The following is a 23,126-nucleotide window of genomic DNA, read 5'->3' as shown; positions in this document are numbered from 1 at the left end:
CCTTAAGCTCATGTTTTCACTAACCATTCATGCCGCTTGCGACATGAGTATATAGGACAGGTTGTCCTTTGACAAGCAGGTATTTCCTTCTTTAAAGCAATACCCTCTCCGGTCGGATCTTATCCCCGGACTCTCCTGATATAATGGATCACCACAATAATGATTCCCGGTACAAGCGCCGCGAAGCTGGCATAGATCAGACACCATTTCAAGAGGGTGAAGATCGGCGTTATTTCCGCTACCACGGGTGTACGTCCAGGATAACGAAGCATCGTAATGGAAGCACCTATATTCTCAAGCATATCCATGGCCCAGCCTCCAACGGGAAGCAGATTGATCTTGCGCCAGTGACTCTTTACAGGGAACACGCGATAAAGCATGGATATAAGCATCACCAGCAGAAACAGATAGGCCAGCGGCCAGAGGAGATCAAAGGTAAACCGTGCTTCTATGTAAGCACGCCGCCCTGTTTCTCCGTACTGTTCGGCCATTTGGTACAGATCTTCAGCAGAATACAAGAAGGACGAGTCCGGTGATGCCCCTTTGCCCGTTGCTTTCTCGGACTGCTCTGCTTGCCACGGCAAAATGAATATTATAAAGCCGGCAAAGATCAGGATTGCAATCAAAACCCATTTCCAATTCACCCAATGGTACAACCATCTCGATAGCAGGTTCGCCATGTTTATCCTCCTTTTCTTGTATATAAACAAAAACAACCACCTCCCGATACTCGTGTCGGTAAGATGGCTGATGCAAGGACTATATGGATTTGTTCTTCTTGACGATGTCGGCAATCTCGCTCTCTAACAACAAATACCGGTGTACACTTCGCATGATTGGCACCTTGGTTAATTTGTTTTTGTCCACATACAGTTTCATTTGATCTTTAGATAAACCGAGCAAAGTGCCTGCTTCTGAAACGGTCAATACAACTTCGGGGTTGGTGGCGTTAAATGTCTTTTTCACTTTCTGGTTCCAGTCCTCGAATACCTGCATAGATCAGCAATCTCTCCTATCCATAGCCAGTAAATTTCCAGGCTGAATAGATTAAGTATACCATACTTGTGATGCTCGTAACTTTATCCTTACATAGAACCAATTTATGTTAGCTTTGCGAGAGTATGCCCGGCAATCAGGATTGCAACAATATTGCCAAATAAACGCGCCAAAAGAGCCACTTCCATATAAAGTGGCCCTGACAATGAAATAGAATAATTGCTTACGCTTCCTCCCAAAACCGGCGCAGGTTGTCCATCGCGATTCGGGATGCAGACTTGCACTCTTCCATGCCTTCAAATTCCACCGTGATGTTGCCGTCGTAACCGAAATCCTTAATCAGCTTCACAATTTTCCGGATCGGGATATCTCCATGCCCCACGATGGCTCCGCGCAGAAAATTGCCATGCGTTGTGGTGAACCAATCCCCACCACCCGGATGTTCGTCATATGAACGGAAATAAAAGTCCTTGAAATGAACCAGGGAGGCGTAAGGCAAATTCTTCATGACACCGATTATCGGATTTTCATCCACACACATAAAGTTGCCAATGTCCAGCGTTGTTTTGAAATTGGGGCGGTCTACAGCTTGCAGCACTCGTTGCACCCGATCGCTTGCCTGCACACTGAACCCATGGTTCTCAATCGTCGTTGTAATGCCGAACTGTGCGGCATAGTCCGCGATAATCTGGCTTCCCCGAACCATGAGCGGCAGATGCTGCTCAAACCAGGCAATGGTCATGTTTCCTTTCGGCAAGGTAAAGGCCGTCACGTCATGACGCATATGTTTGACACCCATTCGGTGCACGACATCGACATGCCTTTTGACCCGGGCCATTTCTTCCTCAAACGCCTCTTCCGTCTCCTGTACAAAATTGGCTGGCATCGAATAATTGGACAGCTCTATGCCTGCGGAAGCGGCACGCTCCCGAATCGCATCAGCCAGCTCCGGGTTATCTTCCACCGTGTAGCCGTACGGGACCATTTCCATATGCTCGCCGCCATTTGCCGCAACCCAGTCGATCACGTCCAGAACCGTCATCTCGCCCGACTTCAAATCGTTCAACAAGCTATACGTACTCAGGCCCACTTTCATCTTCTCAGCTCCCTACCGATATTGTTTGATGAATTCAACCGCCTTGCGGATATCCTGTTCAGGCTGATCGCCGACTTCACGCTCAATCGTCAGGTACCCTGTATAACCAATCTCCTGGAGGGCAGCAAAATAGCTGTCAAAATCTACTCCACCCTCTCCGAGCGGCACCTCACGGAAAAAGGTACCTGACGATACCATTTCGGCAATTTTCTCATGATCCATAGGCGCATAGCCCACTGCACCGTATACATCCCTTGGGTCGACTTCCTTCAGGCGTACGCCATCCTTCACATGGGTATGTACGATGTAGTCCTTCAGCAGACGCACACCCTGAGCCGGGTCATCACCGGTCACCATCACCATGTTAGCCGGGTCGAAATTGACCGAAACCCCGTTCGTGGAGAGGGTGTCCAAAAATCCTTTCAAATCAGCTGCCGTCTCCGGGCCCGTCTCAATGGCAAAGTACGCACCTGCACTTTTTGCATATTGACCGAGCTCTTCGCATGCTGCGTGCAGCGTTGCGTATACCTCTGAGGCAGGATCATGCGGGACAATGCCAATGTGGGTCGTCACAATATGGGTACCCAGATCAAGAGCCAGGTCCACGATTCGTTTGGATTTCTCCACTTTCCACAGGTTATCTTCCTTCACTTGAAACCCATGCCCACCTAGGTCGCCGACCAAGGCTGAAATTTCAAGACCCAGGGAGTCAATATAGCTTTTTAGCTCCTTGCGTGCCGCGGGAGACAGATTTTCAGGATCCATCTCTCCCTTGACGGCATAGATTTGCACCCCTTCTGCTCCCACATCTTTGGCCTTTTTCAATCCTTCACGTACACCTACGCCGAAGCTATCCACGATTACACCAATCTTGTTCGTTAATGTCATGCCATGCCCTCCCATGAGTTGGTATTTTCGAAACAGGGAACGATCCGAGCCCTCCTCCAATCATAGATCGCTAATGGTAGAGAAGCGACTCTTCCTCATCATAACTAAAGTATGAATCATCGTCACATGAATTCGGCAGTTTTTTCATATCTACTTACGTGTATGTTCCACGCTCTCCAGGCTATGCCTGCCCAATTCCTAATTAATGAAGCAGAGTTTCACCGATTTGATCTCGTAGGGCCTAAACGTCAGCTCGAATCCGCCCGCCTGAGAAGTTAGCGGATCGATTTCATCCTCCAGCAGATTGACGATGGATGCCTGCACATTCTGTCCCTTCCACTGGACCTGTACGGTTTCCCGACCACCCGACGATTCATAGAAACGAAGTACCGTTCCCGTACCATCTTCCGAGGCCTTAACCGTGTCCAGGATGACATGCTCGCTCTGATACTCAATCCAGGCATGCTCCGCAGGTAGAATGCCCGCATGCCGGCCTGCTGCAACTACCTGAACCGGATGATTCAGCTCCATCGCCCGCCTAACGACCCCAGCTTCCCGCCAATCCCCCTGGTGGGGCAATAACGAATACGTAAATTCATGGTCGCCCTGATCAGCATGTTCATCCGGCCACTTCGGAGCACGCAGGAGAGACAGGCGTATCATCCGATCCTTGATGTCGTATCCATACTTGCAATCATTGAGAAGGCTTACTCCGCTATTGCCCTCGGAGACATCTGCCCAGCGATGCCCGCAGACCTCAAACTGTGCCTGTTCCCAGCTGGTGTTGTTATGTGTCGGCCGTTCCAGCGCACCAAACGGGATTTCATACGTTGCCTTGGCAGCCACCAGATCCACCGGAAAGGCAACCTTGAGCAGCTTATGACTCTCATTCCAGCTGACCTTCGTCTGGAAATCCACCCGGCGCTGATGACGATAAAATAAGATATCCTGGCTGATGTCAGATTCATTCAGCTTCCAGTGAAACCGCAGTACATCCTTGGTTACACCTCGCTGTACAACCTCCTTCGAGACCAATTGCACCTTGCCCGCAAGCTGAGATTCGAATCTGGGATCAATATCCCATGCATCCCAGTAGGTGGGTTTGTCTTGGAAAAATTGCAGCTCATTCGCCTTGTCGCCCGGCTTCAACCACTCCCGTCGGACCGTTTTGTCATACCATCTGGTAATCTCGCCGATATCGTTGAACTCAACCCTATAAAATGGGGTCTCCCATACGGAAGGGAACGAGTCATCCTTCAGTGCAGCCGGAGCAGGTTGCTTGTCTGGACGGAGCCATATCGTGGTATAACCAAACGCAGGGATGGATGGGATATCGACAGACAGGGTCAGTACGTCTTCCTTTTCCACCAGATCACAATCCATTCGGTTACCCTGCTGGTCAAACGCTGCCATGCCGCTTAGTTCAGCGCCCCCACTAAGGGTCACTACTTCTCTGCGCTCCCAGCCCAGACTGTTAAATATGGCATACGGTACACCTTCCCATCCATCGGTTGCAATGCGCTGCGTAAGGTTGCCGAGTGAGTCGTTCAGAGCTGTTGTGCCCAGTTCAAACACCTTCGTGTACTCTTCCGCGGACGTAACGTATGCCTCCGGAATGGATGTACCCGGGATAATATCATGGAACTGATTAAGCATCAGCAGCTTCCATCCCTCATCCAGGTTGCTCTTCACCTGGCCTGCTTCAGTCCCGGCAAACTGCCCCCAGATCTCCGCATCCCGATACAGCACTTCTGCCTTGCGATTGCTTCGTTTATTTCGCGCATGGGTCGTATACGTCCCGCGATGCAGTTCCAGATACAAGTCGCCATGCCATTTCGGCAGCGTCGGTTTATTGGTTGAAATTCCTTCGAAAAAGGCCTGAGCCGTGCTGAATGTGCTGATTGGCTGGCCCACCATGAACTGGGACCGCTCGGCGAATTCGACCATCTCATGCGTAACCCCGCCCCCGCCGTCTCCATGTCCATAGAGGAGCATTTGCTCCGGATGCAGATCCTTCTGTTTGTAGGATTGCCAGTGTTCATCCACATCCTTGGGACGCGTATGCTCATTTACTCCGTGGTTAAGATACGCCAGTACCGAGGTACCATCAATCCCTACCCAGTCGAACAGATCATATGGAAACACGTTGGTGTCGTTCCAATTGAGCTTGGTGGTCATGAAATAGGGAACATCCGCGAGCTGCAGTATTTGTGGCAAGGAAGCACAGTAGCCGAAGGTATCCGGCAGCCATTCGATGCTTGAGCGCTTGCCAAACTCCTCCTGGTAGAAGTTCTGTCCGTACAAAATTTGCCTTACCAGGGACTCGCCGCTCGGGATATTCAAGTCCGGTTCTACCCACATGCCACCGACGAGTTCCCATCGACCCTCGGCAATGCGAGCCTTGATCCGTTCGTAAAGATCCGGATAATGCTCCTTCACGAAGGCATATAGCTGCGGCTGGCTCTGTGAATACACGAACCCCGGATGCTCGTCCATCAAGGTACACATCGTAGAGAAGGTACGGCTGGACTTGCGCACCGTTTCCCGTACAGGCCAGAGCCAAGCGATATCAATATGTGACTGCCCTACGAGATGCATGAATCCATCCCGTTGTTCTTCCGGCTCCTGCTCTTGTACGATTTGTGCAAGTGACTGTTCGAAGCGCCGCACCCAAGCTGCCTCCACCCAACGATTAGGCTCGTTGTACATCTCATCCATAACCTCATGAATGGCACGAACCAGCCGGAACCGCTTCAAGTCTTTTTCAGGCAGTACCTTCAGAGATTCTGCAAGTACCGTTACGCTGTACATGAGGCTTTGCAGAGGGCGATTGATATGTACCAGGGCTGTATGTATGCCCCGGATCGGCGGTTGTATGACTGCTTGGCGGTTCAGTGGGTCATGCGGCTCCGGAATGGGATCATACAGCTCAATCTCCAGCAGGGGTGATGCCCCGACCCGGCTCCTGGGGAGTGGGACCAGCCAATGATTGCGATCCAGTCCGTGATACGGCTTGCCGTTCACCTTCAGCAATCCTTCACCACCCGCTTCAAAGATCATAGCAATCGCTTGATCCTCCCATTCGTCCGGGATTTCAATTAACTTGCTCATAAAATGAGTCGTTCCGTGTGTACTATGAAGGGGATTCACAGACTCAATAGAGGCTTCTTCCTGCTCCATCCGGTATTCTCCAGGCCGTATATACCTGGCCCTCTGCATCAACCATTCTGGCAGCTCCATCTTCGCTAACCATTGCTGCTGTGACATATCCTCTATAAATCGGCTTATCCGTATCATGCTGGCCCCACCTCACTTCGCACTTGTAAATCGCATGCCTTCCATTCCTTAGAACTGCTACCAACCATCAGCCGGAACCTGCCTGGCTCAACCACCCACTGATGGCGGGAGTCCATGAGTTCCAGGTGCTCTGCATTCACGGGAAAAGTGACGGTTCGGGTCTGTCCAGGCTCCAGATGGATCTTGCGAAATCCCTTAAGTGATATTTCTGGCCGAGTAACAGAAGCCGCCTCGTCCGTAATATAAAATTGCACAACCTCAGCTCCGGCTACCGTACCGGTATTCGTGACCTCCACCTGAACCTCGGCCTCTCCATTCGGGTCAATAATTTCAGGCACAACTCTCACATGGTCATATTGGAATTCGGTATAGCTGAGTCCGAAGCCAAACGGATATTGTGGCTCCAGATCCATCTCCAGATATCTCTTCCCACGGGTACGCCTGGCATTGTAAACCACGGGGAGCTGTCCGACATGTTTGGGAATGGAGATGGTCAGACGCCCGGACGGATTCACATCCCCAAACAGAATGTCCGCAACCGCATTGCCACCCTCCTGTCCCGGGTACCAGGCCTCCAAAATGGCATGGACATGCTTGTCGATCCAAGGTTCTGCAATAGGCCGTCCGTTAATATATACGACAACCACGGGTTTGCCCAGCTTATGCACTTCCTGCACCAGCTCCAGTTGAACACCCATCAGATTCAGCGATGAACGGTCGATGCCCTCACCACATTCCATATCATTCCAGGGGCCATCCGTTACTACCGATGCACCCGTCCGCAGATCAATCGTGCCTTCCCCAAAGTCACGAGCACTTGATCCACCCATAACCATTACGATCACGTCGGCCTGTTCAGCACAAGCAAGCGCCTGGGCAAAGCCCTCCCTGGAATCGCCCTTGATCCGGCAGCCAGGTGCATACAGGACTTGATCCGCATCTGCCCCGAGCTTTCGGCGTATGCCGTCCAGCACCGTTACAATCTGTCCACTCGGTTGTGGAGAAGTGTAGTCTCCCAGCTGGTTATATGTATGATTGGCATTCGGGCCAATCACGGCAAGTTTCACATTCGTCTTGCTGAGCGGAAGGAGATTCCCCTCATTTTTGAGCAAAACAATCCCTTCCTGGGCTGCCTTCCTCGCAAGCTCCACATGCTCTTCGCAACCAATTACTCGCTCCGCGAAGTCAGGATCGACATAAGGCTGCTCAAACAGCCCCAATCTAAACTTCATCTCCAAAATCCGCCATACCGCTGTGTCCAGATCCTGATTACGAATCAATCCCTGCTCCAGCGCATGCGCCAGATGTTTACGATACATGAATCCGGACATCTCCATGTCCACACCGGCTTGAAGGGATTGAGCTACGGCCTGCTCCCCGTTCTCTGCTGTGTTATGTCCGTTAACCAACATCTGAATGGCACCGAAGTCGGTAATCACAAACCCCTCAAAGCCCCACTGCTCGCGCAGGAGATCGTTCAACAGATACGTGCTGGATGTGCAGGGTACACCGTCAATCTCGTTGTACGCAGTCATCACAGAGCAAGCGCCGGCTTCCACCGCCTTTTTGAAGGGCAGCAGGTCTACCTCATGCAGCTCGCGCAGACCCATATGAACAGGAGCAGCGTTACGACCTCCTTCCGAGCTTCCATATCCCGCAAAATGCTTCAGCGTTGCAATAATGGTCCGGTCCGAATCGAGACGATCTCCCTGCAATCCCCTAATCGCTTCCACTGCCAACTCACCAATCAGATACGGGTCTTCGGCAAAACACTCCTCGGTCCGTCCCCATCTTGGGTCCCGTACCACATCCAGCACAGGCGAATAGGTTGCTGCTCCGCCCTGGCTGCGAGTCTCGACCGCAATGGCCTCACACATCTTGCGGTATAATTCCGTGTTCCACGTGCTTCCTACGGTCAGCGGCACCGGAAATACCGTTGCCCCGATCGCCATATGGCCATGCGAACATTCTTCCCCGAACAAAATGGGAATGCCCAGACGCGAGTTTTCAATCGCATAGCGCTGAATTTCATTGGTGGCAGCCGCTCCCTGGCCCGGGGTCAATCCGGTTTCCAGTGTTACCTCGGTCCACGGATCGGCACGAAGCACGCCGTATAGTGAACCAACGCCACCTTGCGCGATATTCTCCTTGAATTCCTCCGTCACTTGTACGGTGCCATCCGACTCTTTCCGGTATGTCTTCCAGCCCATCGGCTGAATCAGCTGACCGATTTTCTCTTCCGTAGTCATCTGTTCAAGCAAATTCTGTACCCGCTCGGGGATCGGTAACGAAGCATCTCTATAATCCATGTGCACATTCTCCTTATGCATTTGGCTTGGCTTGCTGCTTGTGTTCCACTTGCGATCAAATGGCTTTTCGGTAATCGCTCGGTGCGACCCCTACCACATTTTTGAAGGCCCGGTTGAATGAGTTGTAATTCGTGTATCCGACTTCCTCACTGATCTCCTGAATGGCCTTATCCGTCTCCTGCATCAACTGTTTGGCCTTCTCAATCCGCTGACTGATCAGCAAATCCACAAATTTCTCACCAATCTCATCCTTGAAAAGCTTGCTTAAATATTTCGGATTAATATCGAACAGGTCACTCAAATAATTCAAAGATAGATCAGGATTGTTATAGTTCTCTTCGATATACTTGCGAATCTCCAGAATATGCGTCCGATGTTTTTTGGAACAACGGAGCGCCTGCATCTGTCCGGCAAGTTTTTGGAAGCCATCCTTGCACAATTCCTGCAGATCTTCGGCCGTTTCCCAATCCTCCACATTCCGAAGCAGATGACCCATGACCTCTGCCCACAGCTCGTGATACTCACGCGGCAGCTCTGCGAATTCCCGGTTCACATGCTGGAACAGCAGCTGGATCGTGTTCATAATTTCCTGACGGGATAGCATCGAGGCATGAATCTGCTTAAACAGTTTGTCAAAATGCTTATCCCAATCGTCATCAGACAGCCGCATGGCCTGCACCAACAGCGATATAGTCTTCAAGAACTCATACACATCATTGGTTGAGCCTGGTACATCACCATACGGAATAATTCGGTTCACACCCAGCACCGCTTTGTAATCGAGCGCATGGACAGCTTCCTTGAAAGAAGCTCTGAGGCCGCGCAGATCGACAGCCACCCGCCCAATTCCAATGGTTACCGTAAAGTTCAGATACTGCTCGACCTGGTCCAGATAGCCTTCCAACAGCCTGCGTTCACTCTCTTCCGGCTGCGGTGTGTCCGGCAACCATAAGATGGCATACAGGCGATGGTCCGAGATCCACTCCGCCCATACCTCCGTATCTTCCTTGCGGGCGCTCTCCTGCAGAATGCTGGACAATACAAATTTCAGAAGGGACTGGTCCTGCACGTGATATTCTTCAATAAAGCGGGAATAGCGGTCGATCTCAACGACCATTACGGTCCATCTGTCATCCAATTGCGGCAGGCTAAACCTGTTCATCTCAGCAGAGAGTTCATCGGCGGTAAACTCCTTCGTTCCCTCCAGCAGTTCTTGAAAGAAGTATTTCTTCTTCAAGATCAGATTCTCTTCATACTCCTCCTGATACTGCTTCGTCTGGTCAATCATTTGTTCCAGCGTGGCCTGGATAAATCGGAATTCGTTCTCCTTGGAATGGCCCATGCCTGGCTGTTTCTGTGAAGCAACCGTCTCAATTAACGTGACGATCTGCTGAATCGGCTTGTAATTCCTGCGAGTTACATAGATCACCCACACCACACCAATCAGAACAACAGCCACGGCAAACACAAACCAAATATTGTAGAATTTCAGGGCAAATTTGATGACTTTGCCGTTGTTCAGTCCCGTTTGTACCTTCCAACCGCTATAGCTTGAAGTAAACTCAGAGAAAACTTCGCCGGAAGAGGCTTTGGCTGCATGCTCCTCTGTCACACCGCTGTCCCACAGATTGCCGCCCGACCGGTTGAATATGTTGACGAAGGTGAACTCCGGATCATACATCTGCATAATGGACTTCTGCAGCGTCTGCAGATCAACATTCACCACAATCAGGCCACTCCCATTGCCGACTCCGCGGATCAGTGTAATGACCTGTTTCCCTTCCTCTGTGGGAAAGGCCCTGAAGGTTCTTCCGCCGACCCATTTCTGCGTTTCTGCAGCCCGGCTGTCTTCTATAAATGCCGCATCCGGGAACTCCTCGATGGGCACGGGCTTGCCATTGCTGAATACCTTGTCATCCCTGTAACGGACCATATAAATAGAGTCGATCAGCGGATATTCTATTTTCAATTCGTCGATAACCTGAACTGCCTGAATGCCGGCATAGACATCATCACTTCCGGTTACCGCGTAATAATTTTTCAGATTCGGATTGGTCAAAATCTCGCGCAGCACCTTGAAATCGATCGAGCGCAGGGAATTATCCAAATACTGCGTCACTTGTGAAGCCAGAAATTCATTGGCCTTTAGCGCTTCCTTGCGGTTCTGTTCATTGAAAATCTGGAAGAAGATAATAAATAGAATCGTAGTCACAATAAAGAACACAGGCAGATACGAAAGCAGCAAACGTCTAAACCAATTGTTGTTCATCCCCAAGGTCCCCCCACCACTGTTTATACATGTGACGACAACCACTCGCTCTGGTCGTTAACTACCTATAAATAATCCGTATTATATCGGAGGAAGTGGGGTTGTCAAAGGATAAGACTGTCCCGGTCACGAGTGACTTGGGGACAGTCTCGATCTTGAATTCCTCAACTATTATTGATCCTTCTCAATTGCACGCTGGTAGATCTCAAGGTAATTGCTGAGTCCCAGTCCATCGAAGCCTTTGACATATGAATCCCATTCCTTATCGATGCTTTTGCTGCCGATAATGAACTGCGCCATATTGGTCTGCACGTAATCCTTGATTGCGGTGGTGAGCTGTGCAGCCGATTCGGTATCCTCCGGACGAATAAATACGTTCGCCGGGTATACTTCTTTTGGTGCATATGGTTCATACACATTGGTCGCTTGAGCCAGACGGGTACCGTAGCCTTCTGCCTCTAATGGATTTTGACCTTCGGCAAACAGGTTGCGGAACGTGTTGGACAAGTCATGTGCTCCGATCTGCGACCAGCTTTCGTTAACGACGACGTTCGGGTCCCGTTCAGGCAGGTTGTAGTAGCTGTATTTGGCAGGCTCACCATTAATGTTTTTCTCATCTGCATCAGCCTTCTTCCATCCCTTGCCTTCCGTCGGACCATACTCTGCGTACAGCGCACCTTCTTCACTGAACATGTAATCCACAATTTTGATAGCCGCAATCTGCTGGGCTTCTGTTGCCTTATTGGTGATGGCAAACTCAAACTCGCCTACGCTCTGTGTAGCACCTGTCGTCTGTACGCCATCCGGTCCTTTCAATGGGGGAACGATCTCCCAATGCTGGTGACGTGTAATATCTTTGTCATAAGTGTTCACGAGATAGCTAACTAGCGCCGTCGTAATGGAGCCGACCACTTCGTCGCCTTCCTTATTGCCCAGCTGTCCAATGGCTTGGTCGTTTTGCGTAAAGGAAGCCGGATCAATCAGACCTTCCGCGTACAGCTTGTGCATGTACTCCAGTCCCTTTTTCCACTCTTCCTTGTTTGCCGCAAAATCAACCTTGCCATCATTCACAATCAGGTACTTGTCGTTATCGTTGTAAATAAAGCTGTTCATCAGGTAGGCATCAATGTTGCCGTTCCATACGTACTTGTTCGGTGCGCCAGTGAGTGGAATCTCATCGGCCTTGCCGTTGCCGTTGGGGTCCTGCTCTTTGAACGCCTTCAGCACCGTGTAGAGTTCATCCGTCGTTGTTGGCATTTTCAGGCCCAGATTATCGAGCCATTCCGTGTTGATCCAGTACTTCTGGGCATACGTACAGTGGTAACATTCGTTGAAGATTGGCAGGGCATAGATGTTGCCGTCCGGAGCTGTAATCGCTTCTTTGAAATATGGTTTCTCTTCCATGATCTTGGTCAGATTCGGGCCATATTCCTTAATCAGATCCTGCAGCGGAAGGAACACGCCTTGTTTTCCATAGTTCTGAAGATCTGAGGTGGTGAACTTGCCGTGAAGGAACACTTCGGGATAATCACCACTGGCGAGCAGCAATTGTCTGCGGTCCTGCAATGCGTCTGTCGGGGCCAGATCCCATTTCAGGGTAACGTCGAACTTGTCTTCGATAAATTGGGTGAACTCATTCTCTTCCATGGACGCTTTGCCTTGCGGGGCAAAGAAAGTCATTGTTACAGGGCCACCGCTCTCGCCGCTACCGTCGCTACCTGCACCCGATTCTTCGGATGAACCGCATGCGGACAACAAAGCCATCGAAGCAAAGACCAGAAACAACATCGAAATCCAAGATTTTCTCAATCTGACTCCTCCTTTTTGTTCAAAACGGCATACCACTCGTTTACTGCAACTCGTTTAAAACCGATCCCGGAAGCCGGCGTGTTCCTTCCACCTCCTTTCAAGAGGCCAGCCGGGCAACATTTCTGTGAATTATCCCTTGAGGGAACCAACCATGACCCCTTTGACAAAATGCTTTTGTACAAACGGATACATGATTAAAATTGGAATACTCGCGACAACGATTAGTGCATATTTCAATACCTGCTCGAAGCCCTGATCCCGCATCTGTTGACTGGTGTTGGCGAGCATCGCCGGATCAGCCGCATTCAGGATGAGCAGGTTGCGCAGTACGTATTGCAGCGGGAACAACTTTTCGGAACGCAGATAGATCAGGGCATCAAAGTAGGCATTCCAGTGCCCTACGGCATACATGAGTGTCATGACTGCCAGTATGGGCTTCGACAATGGAAGAACAACGCTGATCAAATATCGGATATCCCGGCATCCATCCATTTCCGCGGCCTCTCCCAGCTCCTCTGGGATGGAAGACTGGAAGAACGTTCTCGCCACGATAACCTGGAACACCGCGAGCGCCCCTGGCAGCCACATCGCCCAGCGTGTATCCAGCAGATGCAGATCCTTCATCAGGAGGTAGGTTGGAATCAGACCGCCATCGAAGAACATCGTAATCATCATGAAAATGATAATGACTCCTCGTCCATAGAACGACTTGCGTGACAAAGGATAAGCCAGCATGACGGTCAGTGCCACGTTAATGAATGTGCCGACCACGGTATAGATGATCGTGTTGTAGAAACCGAGCATAAGCTGTTGGCTTTTAAAAATGGAAATGTATGCCTTGATGTTAAAGTCCACCGGGAACAGCCACACCTGACCGGATGTAACGGCTCGGGAAGAGCTGAATGAAGAGCTGATGATATACAAAAGGGGGTAAAACACCGTTAACAGTATGGCGAAAAGAAAGATATAGTTGAGTGTCATGAAGATGCGGTCACCGAGTGGATCCTTGATCCGGTTACGATTAAACAGGTTGAACATGGATGAGCTCCTCCTTTACCACAAGCTGTTCTGGGATACTTTGCGGGAAATGCCGTTGACGATGATCAGCAGGATCAGGTTGATAATGGAGTTGAACAATCCTACTGCCGAGGAGAAGCTGAAATTCGCACCGATCAGACCTACCTTGTACACATACGTGGAGATGACCTCCGAAGCGCTTGTGTTGAGCGGATTCTGCATCAGATATATTTTTTCGAAGCCAACGCCCATAATGCTGCCCAAACTCAGAATCAGCATGATAACGGTGACTGGAACGAGCGTCGGAAGGTCAATATGCCAAATTTTCCGAAGTCTTGAAGCGCCGTCCATCTTTGCTGCTTCATACAGTGATGGATCAACACCAGCAAGGGCAGCGATGTATATGATCGATGAATATCCCATGCCCTGCCATACACCAGACCAGACATAGATCGATTTGAAGTATTCCGGGATGCCCATGAAGTTGGTCATCGGGAAGCCGAGCAGTGTGAACAGCTTGTCTACTACGCCCACATGCGGGGACAGCATCAGAATAATAATGGATACCATCACGACCGTGGAGATAAAATGCGGAGCATAGGTGACCATCTGGACGGTCTTCTTAAAGTAACCTGTCCGGATCTCATTCAGCGCCAGCGCAAGCAGGATCGGAATGGGGAACCCGGCAATCAGGGAGTAAAAGCTGATGCCAATCGTGTTTTTGATCAGGAGCCAGAAGTTCGGGGATTCGAAGAATGCCTCGAAGTGTTTGAATCCGACCCACGGACTTCCCCAGATTCCTTTGACTACACTAAAATCCTTAAAGGCAATCTGGACCCCTACCATAGGGATGTACTTGAAGATCAACAGATACAACACGGGAGGCAGAACGAGCAGATAGAGCTCCCAATGCTTCTTGAGGCTTTTGATGAATGGATGCTGCCTTTTGGGCTCCACATGGTTCCTTTGCTGGAGTTCCAGGCTGGCGGGTATGCTTTCCGTAGCTCGACTCATTTGCGTCACTCCTTCTACACCTCAAGTGTAATAATACATTACATTCACTTCTCTAAAACATCCTCTTTTTCGCTCATATTGATGTTGTGGCGCATACTGTGTTAGCAATAGTATCAGGTAGCGCTTTCTTAATTCGATAGTACATGGAACCGTGTTTTTTGATCAATTCGTAATTTTCTCCCACCTCTCCATATTCTATAAACCCTTGCGGCACAAGCATTTATGCGCCTTTATTATGCGGAATTCACCTCCATATGTTTGAATACAAAAATCCCGGAGGCCCTGATTGCTCCCCCGGAATTCACATGCCATCTACCCACTTGTTAACAATTTGAACGTATGCGTGATCGGTGCTGCTCCAGAAACAGCAGATGGTGGCAGATCGACAACAAGTCCACTCTCTGTCTGCTGATACGAAATTACGTCATTGGTACCAACAAGTTCGACTCGCTCTACCTTTTCCAAATAAGGGATGATGACTTGTGATTCTACTACTTCATTCTCGTTTCTGTATAAACGGAAGGCGTACACGGTGTTGATATCTTCCTTCTGCGTAAAGGCCCAATCCTTCGTAAAGTAAGGTCCGCAGATCCGGGTTCCATAGATGCCTTCTCCGTGAATCGCGAGCCATTCACCAAGTGCCTTGATGCCTCTCACTGCACCTTTTGGAAGACGACCATCCGGCTGCGGTCCAACATTCAGCGCCAGGTTGCCACCCTTGGACACCACTTCCAGCAAAATATGTGCCAGCTGTCTCCCCGATTTATACTGGTCATCGAATGCGAAGGCAAAGGAATTGCCCACCGTAATGCAGCTCTCCCAAGGGATATTCATCGGATGTTCCGGGATGGTCTGCTCTGGGGTAACAATATTCTCGTATGGCCCACCTACGGTGCGGTCTGCTGACAGAAGCCATGGCTGAGTTGTCTGACGTGCCCTCTCCACAACTTCTCCCAGCCGGATATCCTGGCCGTGGCGACCCTCACGTACCCAACCGGCATCCAGCCACAGACATTCGATCCGGCCGTAATTCGTCAGCAGCTCCATGATCTGCTCATGTGTGAACTCCACAAACTTCTCCCACAGCCACGGATACTTGTGGGGATCATACGATGGCCCGCGCCACATATGACGTCCACGCTCCATGCCCGGCGCCCAGTAATACGGGGTATGCCAGTCCGCTTTGGAGAAATACGCCGAGATGCCAAGCCCTTTGGCCCGAAAAGCGTCAAACAGTACTCTGCAAATGTCCGCATATTTATGGGTATGAAACGGGGTATCCTTGCCCGTGATCCGATAATCGGTTGTATGGGTATCCCACATGCAGAAACCGTCGTGGTGCTTGGTGGTGAACAGGAAATATTTGAAGCCATTGTCTGCTGCCATCTGTGCCCATTCTTCAGGTTGAAAGCGAATCGGGTTAAAGGTTTTGTTCAGATCGAAATATTCCCGCTTGAAATCCTCCATGTCATCTGTCCAGTCGATGTCATCGCGCGACCAATCGCCATCCTCATCGCTCAGTGCCCAGGACTCCACAAGTCCAAGCTGGGAATAGGGACCCCAGTGCATCATCAGCCCCAGCTTCTGGTCCTTGAACCACTCCAGCCGCTCAAGGAGCAGCGGATCTTCCGGTTTGACCCATTCTTCCTCTTTGCTAAAATTGTGTACCCCGGCTTCAACGACCTGTTCTTCCTGTTCCAGCACCACGTCTTTGGTTTCGCTCATCCCGTTCATCTCCTTCGGATTAGATATAAGATAAACTACACAGGTTAATCCCTGGCACTCCGATTGCAGAACCATCTTCCGATCGCTGTTATCCCCGGATTTTTTTGAATTCACTCTATAATCGATAAAAATCCGGGGATAAAGGCGCACGCTGCGCTTCTTCAGATTGGTTCTGCACTCTCCGTTTTGGCTTAAACGTTCAGTTCAACAAATAAAGGCATAGTAAGTCTCGTCACTTCGAGTGCGGTATCATCTTCGGATTACAGTTACGAAGCAGCCTTCTTTTTAGAAAGGTTTTTTACTGTGCCTCTTCAGATTGGTTCTACCCTCCCCGCTTTGGCGTAAATGTTTAATTTTACAAGTGAGGACATGGTGAACACTGACTACTTTGAGTGTGATATCTTCTTCTGATCACGGAACCATTTTCACAGTGAAATTTCGCGGCCCTCGCGTGCTGACTCGTAGATGGCGCAGAGCATTTTCATTACTTCGACGCCATCCTCTACCGGACTAAGTGTTTCCTTGCGGCCCTGTGTACTGTCGATAAAATGGTTGATTTCATTGCGGAACGAGCCCATAAAATCGAATGATTTGAAATCCACCTGCGGGGTCATGTTCAAAATGGTGTTGAACTTCTCGCCAATGATCGAGATTTCCGGCTCCAGTTCGGCGCCGCCCTTATCACCATATAGTTTGACCGAGGTTTCATCTGCTTTCGCATGAAGCGTGAAGCTGACGTCCACAAGCAGGCTTGCACCATTCTCGAAACGAATCAGGGCATTCGCCATATCCTCGACGGTGTTCTGTTCAGCGTCATAGTCTGCGGCCTTGTAAAATGACAGATTTTTGATATGGGCACGATTGCCAAGTCGATTGGACACGTTGGCAGAAACGGATTTCACCTTTGGTCTGCCCATCAGATACCAGCAAATATCGATGACATGTACACCAATATCAATCAGTGGACCGCCGCCGGAACGGTTGATATCCGAGAACCAGCCGCCCGGGTTTCCGAGGCGACGCAAGCTAGATGCTTTGGCATAATAAATCTCGCCAAGCTCACCCGCATCAATGAACTTCTTCAGAATCTGCGCATTGTCACTATAGCGGCGTACAAAACCGACCTGCAGCAGCTTGCCGCTGCGATGAACGGCTTTCTCCACTTCGAGTGCATCCTCTACGGTTTGGCAGAGCGGCTTTTCACACAGCACGTTTTTACCCGCATCCAGTGCAGCAATACTGATCTCCGCATGGGAATCATTCCATGTGCAGATGCTGACAGAATGGATCTCGGGCAAGGCCAGCAGTTCCTTGTAATCGGTGAATACATGAGTTGCATCATATTTTTTCGCCATGTCTGCGGCACGTGCTTCGTTCAGGTCGCATATGGCGTATATCTCAACGTCAGGGTTACTGGCATAGGCTTGCAAGTGACAATCAGATATTGACCCGGCACCGATGACGGCGACTTTCAATTTGGACATTGTGCTGATCCCTCCATCGTTTTCATATGAATTGACTCAAGTAATTATAATATTCGGCTTAACGTAACGACGGTGAATGCTTGGACTTTCGGCCGCTGTTGTCTGCAAATTTCTTTTATCGACCGCTCTGGCAGTTGAAATCCGCAGACAAAGGCGGTCGCTTCCGCTCTTACAGTTCCAAGCTTCCCCTCTGTTACTCACGCCTTCTTTAGAATTTGATTCGATACATTTATTTAAAACAAGTACTCAGCCCTATGCCTCTTCCCATAGGCGGCGAACGTTATCCATCGCAATGCGTGAGGCGGTTTGGCAATTTTCCATACCCTCGAATTCAACCGAAATATATCCGTCATATCCTGATTGCTTCAGTACACGGAACACCTCAGGCATGTCGATATCGCCATGGCCTACAATGGCACCGCGCAGGTAATTGCCGTGCGAGGTTTGGAACCAGCCTTCACCGGGATTGCGGTACGAAGATCTCCAGTAGAAGTCTTTGGCGTGCACAATCGACGCGTATGGAATGTTGTTTTTCACGGCACTCACCGGATCTTCATCCACACAGAGGAAATTACCGACATCCAGCGTGGTTTTGAAATTTTCCCGTGCCGTCTCATGCACCAAACGCTGAATCCGCTCGCTGGACTGCACATAGTACCCGTGATTCTCCACACTCGTGGTGATCCCGAAACCTGCTGCATAATCGGCAATTCGCTGACAGGCCTTCACCAGTACCGGCAGGTCCGTCTCAAACTGCGCTACAGTCCCTTCTAGGGCCGGGCGAAAAGCCACATCATGACGCATAAGCTTAACACCCAGCGCAGCTGCCACGTCCACATGTCGCATCACATTTTGAATCTCTTGCTCCAGTGCGTCGGCATCCTCCTGTACAGCGAAATTTGCACCAATGGCATAATTGGAAATGTCGATTCCGACTTCTTCTGCGGTATTCTTAATTTCATCAATCAACTCCGGATTGTCGATCAAACTGAATCCCATCGGCACAATCTCCACATGTTCACCGCCCTGTTCGGCGATAAATCGGATGGCATCCGGCACGGTCAATTCTTTGCGATCCAGTGCCTGTTGCAGACTATACGTACTGAGTCCAACTTTCATACTTCTCCTCATCCTCTCTTGTTGTCGATGTCCATACCCAACGTATACCTTTTTCCGGATGGCACGACAATTCTCAATAATCGTTTGCTATGCTTTTTTCCTTTTTCTAGCCCAAATCGGCCTTATTCACAAAAGTTACACTCGGATCTGTCGTCTTATGAAGCTCAAACAAAATGATTTCATTTACACCTTGACGCAGCAGCGGCGCAGGTACATACCATGTTTTTTGAGGTCCTTTATCCCAGTATCGTCCCAGGTTGAATCCGTTTACATAAGCGACGCCCTTCGTCCAATTGTCCAGACGCAGAAAGGTATCCTTCGCTTCGCTTACTTGAAAGGTCCCCCGGTAAAAGGCTGGGCCCTCAACTTCAGGAGATATTCCGCCGAATTGCAATCCTGACAACTCCGTCAACGGCAGACAATGAATCGTCCAATCGAACAAAAACTGAAAGCCATGACGTACCCCCTCCGTAATGCCCTTCGGATCTCTGAGATAAGGGCCATAATTGATTCGCCCCATGTTTTCAACAAGGATCGCTATGTCCGCGCCCTCTTCAGGCACTTCAAATGATACCGATAATGCTGTGTTTCCGCGTTCCAGTACGCCCTGGAATTGCCCATCTACAAACACCAGTGCACGGTCATGCACCTCCTGAACCACCAGCTCCTGTCGCTCTCTGGGCCCGGAAATTCGGGTTTGGTACAAAATAAATCCATAATCCTGACCGAGCTTCTCCATCGGTTCCGGATTAGTCCGTTGAACGGGGGACGAGATCCGGTCCACCTGCTTCAGCAGTTCGGCCTGTTCCGTCAACTTCACTTGCCCGTAGGCGAAGGTACCCTTTGATTCAGGCAGCACAAGCTCTCCCATATCGCGGCCGCTGTACCGGGCAATAAGATCACGTACCGCATGGAATTTCGCTGTCGGCTCCCCTGACTCGCTGAGCGGAGAATCGTAATCGTAACTTGTAATGGTAGGTTCATATTGATTCTTCTGCTGACAATTGGCCCCATTGTAGAATCCAAAGTTCGTTCCGCCATGAAACATATAAAAGTTAACCGAAGCTCCTTCTCGCAGCATCTCCTCCAATACACCAGCTACATCCTCTGCATCACGAGTGTGGTGCGACTCTCCCCAGTGATCAAACCAGCCGTTCCAGTATTCCATACACATCAGCGGTTCCTCGGCTTGATATTCGCGCAGCTTGGCAAATGCCCCTTGTGTCCCTGAGCCAAAATTGACCGTAGCCAGATGCCCCGGCAGTGATCCGGCCTGCAGCATGTGGTCTGTCGGTCCGTCCGAGGTAAAGAGCAGTACATCGATACCACGCCGCACCATGCCATCACGCAAGTATTTCAAATAGCTCGCATCATTTCCGAAGCTGCCATATTCGTTTTCAATCTGCATTGCGATGATCGGTCCGCCTTGGGTGCTAAGAAGCGGTTGCAATTTGGGCAGAAGAACATCATAATAACGATCCACATTCGCCAGAAACAGCTCATCATCACATCGAAGGCGGATGGCATCATCTGCCAGAAGCCAGGAAGGCAATCCTCCGAATTCCCATTCGGCACATATATAAGGACTCGGACGAACAATCACATACAGTCCCACATCTCCTGCAATTTGAATAAAACGTTCCAGATCCGCCATGCCTTCAAAACGATATTGCCCCGGCTGCGGCTCATGGAAATTCCATGGCACGTATGTCTCCACAGTATTAAAACCGCAAGCTTTCAGCTTCAACAGTCGATCCTCCCAATATTCGGGGACTACCCTGAAATAATGGATGGCTCCTGATAAAATTTGAATCGGTTTGTTATCATACATGAATTGTGAACCCTGATACGTCAAAACCGCCATACTACACATCTCCCCGCTCGCTCAGATATACGCCCAGCCTGGACAACGTAGGGTACCACCGTGACTGATGGATGGTTAATCGAATCTTTCTCGATGTAACCTGCGGAAAGCGACAGATTCGCTTGTACCCTACAACCGTTCCGGTATATATCACATTCCAGGTGCCGTCTTGCCTGCACACCTCCAGTGTAAAACGCTCAATCCGCTGACCTGTCTGGATATGTTCCATTAGCACTACTCGGTCAAATGCTTTTTCCGTCAGCAAATCCAGCTCCATCCACGCCTGCTCCGTTCCTTCGCGCGGACACCAATATGTATCCCGTTGTTCATTCAGCACTTCCGAGACTGCATGTTGTTCATCCATCGTCTCAGATGCTTCAGCCTGTGCATGCAATGCCAGGTTTTCCTGAAAAGTAGTACGCAGGACATCTCCCAATTCCTGCAGCCGTTCCACATCCTGTTCGTGAATAAGGCCACGCGGATCCGGCGGCAGGTTGAGTAGAAAACTGGCGTTTCCTCCTACTGCGCCGTAGTAGACGGCAAGCAGCTCCTCCAGTGTTTTGACTTGATGATCCTCACTTGCATGATAGAACCACCCTGGACGAATGGATGTATTCACCTCGGCAGGGTACCAGATCAGCTCGTCACCTAAGTCACGGATGACCTCTCTGCTTCCCAAATCACTGTCCTGTGTATTGATCCTTCTGGCAAACTCCCCATCATCCACCTGCTGGGATTGCTCCTGAATCTTCTCATTATCCTGCATATGCGCCGGTACTACACTCCATTCCGAATCCCGTGTATGACCAGCCTCGTTGCCGCACCAGCGGACATCCGGTCCACATACCGATATCACAGCTTCCGGCTGGAGTTCCCGAATAAGCGCATAGTATGCGTCCCAGTCGTAGATCTGACTTTTGCCATTCGGACCTTCGCCGCATGCGCCGTCAAACCATACACAGAAGATGTCGCCATAATTCGTGAGCAGCTCGCGCAACTGATGGAGGAAAAATTCGTTATACTTCTCTGAATCACCGTATGATGCCTCATGGCGATCCCAAGGGGACAGATACACCCCGAACTTCAGACCGCCCTCGCGGCAGGCTTCGGCCACTTCTTTTACCAGGTCACCTGTGCCGCTTCTCCATGGACTTGCTGCGACTGTATGCTCCGTAAACTGACTGGGCCACAAACAAAACCCGTCGTGATGCTTGCACGTCAAAATCAATCCCTTCATGCCTGCTGCCTTACACGTCTCTACCCATTGCTTTGCATTCAGTGCCGCAGGATTGAAGATTGCCGGGTTTTCTTCGCCGGTCCCCCACTCGCGATCCGTGAATGTATTTACCGTAAAATGAATAAAGGCGTAGAACTCCATCTCCTGCCATTTCAGCTGACGATCGGATGGGCTGACTTGTGCTGCAGTCTTGATCCAATCGGCTGCTTGCAGTCCATGACTCATAGCGTATCACTCCCGTCATTCGTGGATTGGAATGCACCCAACAGATGCTGTTTGGCTTCTGCGACCCATTGCGGATGAATGGGCTCTTGAAAACTGCCTCCATATCGGACACCTGAACCCATATGTATTTCCGTGATACCCGTTTGCCTTACCAAATCCCTAATCCTGTCCAAGGTTACCCCTGAGCCTGCCATGACCGTGACACCCAATGCTTGCCCCAGTTCATGAAGCTGTTTCAATTCAGTCATGGCTTCAGGCGCTGTCCGTTTTCCTCCGGATGTCAGTACACGCTCTACCTGGCCCAGCTTGCTGATGGACTTGAGCGTCCCTGTCAGACTTGCGCTCACATCCATGGCCCGATGAAATGTAACGCCCAGTCCCTGAGCCTCGGCTAGACAGGATTCCATGGTTACCCGATCAACTTCTCCGCCTTCCGACAGGGCACCAATCACGATGCCGGAGGCACCAAGTTCTTTAGCTATACGCACCTTCTGGGTCATAACACGGATGTCCTCGGCGCTATAGCAGAACGAGCGGCTATGCGGACGAATCATGACATATACCGGAATGGAAACTCGGGACACCACTTGCTCGATGATGCCAACGCTGGGGGTAAGACCTCCTTCAGACATGGCAGAGACCAGTTCAATCCGATCTGCTCCACCCTGCTCCGCTGCCCGGGCATCTGCTGCATCCATTGCAATCACTTCCAGTATGGGCTGTCTCTTCATATTGATGACCCCCTTCGTTTCTTCCAATATATAAGTCCTCGAGGCT

General features: G+C 50.3%; 16 protein-coding genes. All 16 read right to left on the bottom strand.

Going from position 1 to position 23,126, the window contains the following annotated elements; translation table 11 throughout:
• Window positions 1–119 precede the first annotated feature (119 nt).
• Window positions 120–680 carry a hypothetical protein gene (locus ABGV42_RS31555; protein WP_347385191.1) on the bottom strand — a complete coding sequence of 187 codons (561 nt, stop codon included), beginning with the start codon at window positions 678–680 and terminating at the stop codon, window positions 120–122.
• Between the two features lie 79 nt (window positions 681–759).
• Window positions 760–996 (bottom strand): DNA-binding protein, encoded by a 237-nt coding sequence (locus ABGV42_RS31550; RefSeq protein WP_095293111.1) that lies wholly within the window; start codon window positions 994–996, stop codon window positions 760–762.
• Window positions 997–1,219: 223 nt separating this feature from the next.
• Window positions 1,220–2,092: a sugar phosphate isomerase/epimerase family protein gene (locus tag ABGV42_RS31545; protein WP_347385190.1), complete on the bottom strand. Its 873-nt coding sequence runs from the start codon at window positions 2,090–2,092 to the stop codon at window positions 1,220–1,222.
• Window positions 2,093–2,104: 12 nt separating this feature from the next.
• Entirely contained in the window at window positions 2,105–2,980 is an 876-nt protein-coding gene (locus ABGV42_RS31540) for a sugar phosphate isomerase/epimerase family protein (protein ID WP_127540531.1), read from the bottom strand.
• Between the two features lie 198 nt (window positions 2,981–3,178).
• Window positions 3,179–6,277, bottom strand: coding sequence for an alpha-mannosidase (locus ABGV42_RS31535; RefSeq protein WP_347385189.1), 3,099 nt, complete (start codon window positions 6,275–6,277; stop codon window positions 3,179–3,181).
• Window positions 6,274–8,586 carry a glycoside hydrolase family 3 N-terminal domain-containing protein gene (locus tag ABGV42_RS31530; RefSeq protein ID WP_347385188.1) on the bottom strand — a complete coding sequence of 771 codons (2,313 nt, stop codon included), beginning with the start codon at window positions 8,584–8,586 and terminating at the stop codon, window positions 6,274–6,276. Before ABGV42_RS31530 ends, ABGV42_RS31535 begins: the two co-directional genes overlap by 4 nt.
• A 55-nt stretch (window positions 8,587–8,641) precedes the next feature.
• Complete coding sequence (locus ABGV42_RS31525) at window positions 8,642–10,855, bottom strand: helix-turn-helix domain-containing protein (protein WP_347385187.1); 2,214 nt, start codon at window positions 10,853–10,855, stop codon at window positions 8,642–8,644.
• 171 nt (window positions 10,856–11,026) lie between these two features.
• On the bottom strand, window positions 11,027–12,664 hold the full coding sequence (locus ABGV42_RS31520) for an ABC transporter substrate-binding protein (protein ID WP_347385186.1): 1,638 nt from the start codon (window positions 12,662–12,664) through the stop codon (window positions 11,027–11,029).
• A 129-nt stretch (window positions 12,665–12,793) separates the two neighbouring features.
• Window positions 12,794–13,702 (bottom strand): carbohydrate ABC transporter permease, encoded by a 909-nt coding sequence (locus ABGV42_RS31515; protein ID WP_347385185.1) that lies wholly within the window; start codon window positions 13,700–13,702, stop codon window positions 12,794–12,796.
• Between the two features lie 15 nt (window positions 13,703–13,717).
• Window positions 13,718–14,695, bottom strand: a complete 978-nt coding sequence (locus tag ABGV42_RS31510; RefSeq protein WP_347385184.1) for an ABC transporter permease — start codon at window positions 14,693–14,695, stop codon at window positions 13,718–13,720.
• A gap of 312 nt (window positions 14,696–15,007) precedes the next feature.
• The gene (locus tag ABGV42_RS31505; protein ID WP_347385183.1) at window positions 15,008–16,420 is read right to left on the bottom strand and encodes an alpha-L-fucosidase; all 1,413 of its coding nucleotides are present in this window, start codon (window positions 16,418–16,420) and stop codon (window positions 15,008–15,010) included.
• Between the two features lie 425 nt (window positions 16,421–16,845).
• Entirely contained in the window at window positions 16,846–17,904 is a 1,059-nt protein-coding gene (locus ABGV42_RS31500) for a Gfo/Idh/MocA family protein (protein WP_095361999.1), read from the bottom strand.
• A 252-nt stretch (window positions 17,905–18,156) separates the two neighbouring features.
• Window positions 18,157–19,023: a sugar phosphate isomerase/epimerase family protein gene (locus ABGV42_RS31495; protein WP_347385182.1), complete on the bottom strand. Its 867-nt coding sequence runs from the start codon at window positions 19,021–19,023 to the stop codon at window positions 18,157–18,159.
• 106 nt (window positions 19,024–19,129) lie between these two features.
• Window positions 19,130–20,887 carry a glycoside hydrolase family 35 protein gene (locus ABGV42_RS31490; RefSeq protein ID WP_347385181.1) on the bottom strand — a complete coding sequence of 586 codons (1,758 nt, stop codon included), beginning with the start codon at window positions 20,885–20,887 and terminating at the stop codon, window positions 19,130–19,132.
• 1 nt (window position 20,888) lies between these two features.
• The gene (locus tag ABGV42_RS31485; RefSeq protein ID WP_347385180.1) at window positions 20,889–22,349 is read right to left on the bottom strand and encodes an alpha-L-fucosidase; all 1,461 of its coding nucleotides are present in this window, start codon (window positions 22,347–22,349) and stop codon (window positions 20,889–20,891) included.
• Window positions 22,346–23,080, bottom strand: a complete 735-nt coding sequence (locus tag ABGV42_RS31480; protein WP_347385179.1) for a copper homeostasis protein CutC — start codon at window positions 23,078–23,080, stop codon at window positions 22,346–22,348. The genes ABGV42_RS31485 and ABGV42_RS31480 overlap by 4 nt, the downstream gene beginning before the upstream one ends.
• Window positions 23,081–23,126 lie beyond the last annotated feature (46 nt).

The sequence above is a fragment of the Paenibacillus pabuli genome (genome assembly GCF_039831995.1).
Taxonomy (GTDB): domain Bacteria; phylum Bacillota; class Bacilli; order Paenibacillales; family Paenibacillaceae; genus Paenibacillus; species Paenibacillus pabuli_C.
This window is presented reverse-complemented; position numbering and strand designations above follow the sequence as displayed.